At 47.2% G+C, this 3,204-nt stretch carries 2 protein-coding genes and 1 pseudogene; 2 read left to right on the forward strand and 1 reads right to left on the reverse strand.

Annotated features, from left to right (window positions below; genetic code table 11):
* Positions 1–333: 333 nt before the first annotated feature.
* Together NDI42_RS28760 and NDI42_RS28765 are read left to right on the forward strand one after the other, a co-directional pair.
* The gene (locus tag NDI42_RS28760; RefSeq protein ID WP_190459999.1) at positions 334–876 is read left to right on the forward strand and encodes a GIY-YIG nuclease family protein; all 543 of its coding nucleotides are present in this window, start codon (positions 334–336) and stop codon (positions 874–876) included.
* Between the two features lie 59 nt (positions 877–935).
* Entirely contained in the window at positions 936–2,741 is a 1,806-nt protein-coding gene (locus NDI42_RS28765) for a serine/threonine-protein kinase (protein ID WP_190460001.1), read from the forward strand.
* A 373-nt stretch (positions 2,742–3,114) separates the two neighbouring features.
* On the opposite strand, the pseudogene NDI42_RS29050 reads toward NDI42_RS28765, so the two are convergent.
* Positions 3,115–3,204 (reverse strand): annotated as a pseudogene (locus tag NDI42_RS29050) (IS1 family transposase); the annotation flags it as partial.

The following is a 3,204-nucleotide window of genomic DNA, read 5'->3' on the forward strand; positions in this document are numbered from 1 at the left end:
TGCAATTTCACCAATCCTTTGGTCTGGTCAAAGCTCAGCGCCAGCGACATCGCCGAATTCAGGCTCAATCGCTTGACATCTGGGCTGAGACGTTAAGTTGACACCAATGGGCATTGCCATACCCCTACAGATGTATTGCACTCAAGCCTTGAATTGCTATAGCAACGTTCTCTGACCTAGACGATTTAATATATGTAGGTATGTAAGATGCGTTATGATGCGCTCCTCCCTCAAGTGTCACCAGCATTCATCTGGAAAAAATCTAAATAAAGATTATCAACATCCTAGATGCACTCATAAAAAGTAAAATATAAAAATTTCCCAGAAATTACAATGACTGATAACAACATTCCCCCTCTCCCCAGTTTAGAATACATCCCTTACATTGACGAAAACGGACATTTACCTGAGCAATGGCAGGGAAAAATTGGCGTATACGCAGTTTTTGATAATGAAAAAGTGCTGCAACTGATTAACTATTCTCGCGATATCTCAGTCAGCATCAAACAACATCTAGTGCGTCAACCTCAACACTGCTACTGGTTAAAAGCACACATTATCGAACGTCCTAACCGTACCATTCTCGAAAGCATTCGAGATGCTTGGATTGAAGAAAATGGTGCGATACCAGTGGGGAATAGTTCTGAAAAAGAAAAATGGAATGACCCCATCGACGCAAAACTAGCGATGACAGCCGAGGAACAGGCGAAGTTTACGAGCCTAACGATAGATGAAATAGGACAAGTAAAATTGTTAAAAAATGTAGCACGGCGAGTTGAAGAAGAAATCTTCACAGAGCTGAAAGCCCGTGGCGTACAAGTGGAACTCCGCTTCAATCCCAAATTAAAAGAAAGTGGCTTACTTGACCTAAAATAATTGCGGCTCTAAAATTCCCGTTTCCTCTTGGCACAAACCCTCGCTTGTGATTTTATCTCATGCCCCCATTGCTGAACAATCGTTATAAAATTATCCAGACTCTGGGAAGTGGTGGATTTGGCAACACCTTTCTAGCAGAAGATACTCATATGCCTTCGGGCCGTCGCTGTGCAATAAAACAGCTGAAGCCAATAGCACACGACCCCCAGATGTTCCTACAGGCTCAAACTCGTTTCCAGCGAGAAGCGGCAATTTTAGAGGATCTGGGTGAAGGCAGCAATCAAATTCCCAAGTTATACGCCTACTTTTCGGAAGCTGGGCAGTTTTACCTGGTTCAGGAATTTATCGAGGGTCAAACCCTAACGAAGAAGGTGCAAGCCGAGGGAGTGCTTTCTGAGAAGGCGGTTAAGGATATTCTGGTGAGTTTGTTGCCAGTGCTGGATTTTGTCCACAGCAAGCGGATGATTCACCGGGATATCAAGCCGGACAATATTATTATCCGGCAACGGGATGGAAAGCCCGTGCTGATTGATTTCGGCGCTGTTAAGGAAAGTGTGGGCGCGGGGAATACTGCCGTAGGGAACGCCGTCGCCTCGATGGTGATTGGTACGCCGGGGTTTATGCCTTCGGAACAAGGAGTCGGACACCCAGTATTCGCCAGCGATTTGTACAGTTTGGCGCTGACGGCGATTTATTTGCTGACTGGGAAACTGCCGCAAGATTTGCAGAGTGACCCCCGAACTGGGGAAATTTTGTGGCATCAGTACGCATCAAATATGAGTCCCGGCTTTACGGCGGTGTTGGATAAGGCGATTCAGTCGCATCCACGCGATCGCTTTTCCACTGCCAGAGAAATGCTTGATGCTTTACAATCGAGTGCCGCTTTTACCCCAACTCCTGCACTTTCTAATGCAGCAACGATAGCGGTGTCTCCTGGTGCTGGCACTAACACGCCTACTCCTGTATATCCGCCAACAGCAAACAACACACCGCCTGCCGTTGGTCAACCCCAACAGCGGAATCCTTTGCTGATAGGACTTTTAATTGCAGCTGGCTTGGTAAGTGCAGCTGTAGCTGGCACCTTAGTTTTTACCAGAAACCCGCAATCGCCCTCTCCGGTAGCGTCATCTTCTCCTCGCGCCGAGGAACCAATCGCCAGACAAACAGAGCCAACCCCTTCACCAACGCCTGACAATTCGCCCGTAACCCGCGACGAACCAACACCTTCTGTAGCGATCGCGCCAACCCCGACACCAGAACCCGTGCGCGAACCGGAACCCGTACAAACCGCTGAACCAGAACCAGTGCGCGAACCGGAACCTGCGCCAACCCCTGAATCAGTCAGTCCCACACCCGAACCAGCACGTCCCACACCCGAACCAGCGCGTCCCACACCGGAACCCGAAAACAATAACCCAGCGCCAAACGTATCTACCAGCGTTCCAACATTTCAAGTAGGTACAGCCAGAAGCGACATACAAGCAGCACTCGGCAAGCCAAGCAAAGATGTCAGCGGTCTTTGGAGGACGCGCGCTGTAATTTATGAAGTGGTGCCAGATCAGATTGACCTTGGCTACTTATTCGATCGCACTTCTGGACGGCTTCGGCAAACAGAGGTATCCTTTGCCGACTCGGTAGATCCTCAAACAATGTCAACTACATTGAATGGACTTTTACCCAGTGGTGCATCCCCAGATATTCGCCAGGGACTCCGACAAGTGCAACGGGGGCGGCGCAGTTCTTATACTTTCACCCAAGGCAACTTAAGAGGAATGATTGTGCGGCAAGATTGTAATGTTATTTACATTAGTATTTGGGATGCAGATTTACATGAATTTAATGTTAGTTCTGCTCGAAAGTGTTGAAGCTAAAACACGATAACCTGAACATCTCGCTTTTAAAAAGCGCAAGAGCGAGTAACGCTAAGGACGAACAAAGCAAGCCGTAGCTTAGCAGGATTTTAAGGTCGCGTATGCGGCCTTTGTTGGTATAGCATCAGGGTTTATTCTAAGCGGACTAAATTAATTTTTTTTGTCACAATTAAGCAGATGGGTAATATAAACTACTCAGATGCGATCGCATCTACCATAATTGATATTTAGATACTGAGTGACACTGATGAGAGACAGGGTACTCTAGGTGCTACAGGAAAGAGGTAATTACCGTAGGACTTACGCACTTGGAATCAGGAAATCAATTTCCTGGTTAAAAGCCCGGCGTTGCTGAAAGAGTAATGAACTAGACCAGCAAAGAAACTGTTCGATATTTCAAATAGTGGAGCAGCAAGCGGAGGGAACACTTCAACATCTCAACTGATTTGGAGTAGCA

Origin of the sequence: Funiculus sociatus GB2-C1, assembly GCF_039962115.1 — a bacterium.
GTDB classification, from domain to species: Bacteria; Cyanobacteriota; Cyanobacteriia; order Cyanobacteriales; family FACHB-T130; genus Funiculus; species Funiculus sociatus.

Coding starts and splice junctions, on each gene's coding strand:
- NDI42_RS28760 (WP_190459999.1), top strand. CDS start 334: ATGACTGATAACAACATTCCCCCTCTCCCCAGTTTAGAATACATCCCT.
- NDI42_RS28765 (WP_190460001.1), top strand. CDS start 936: ATGCCCCCATTGCTGAACAATCGTTATAAAATTATCCAGACTCTGGGA.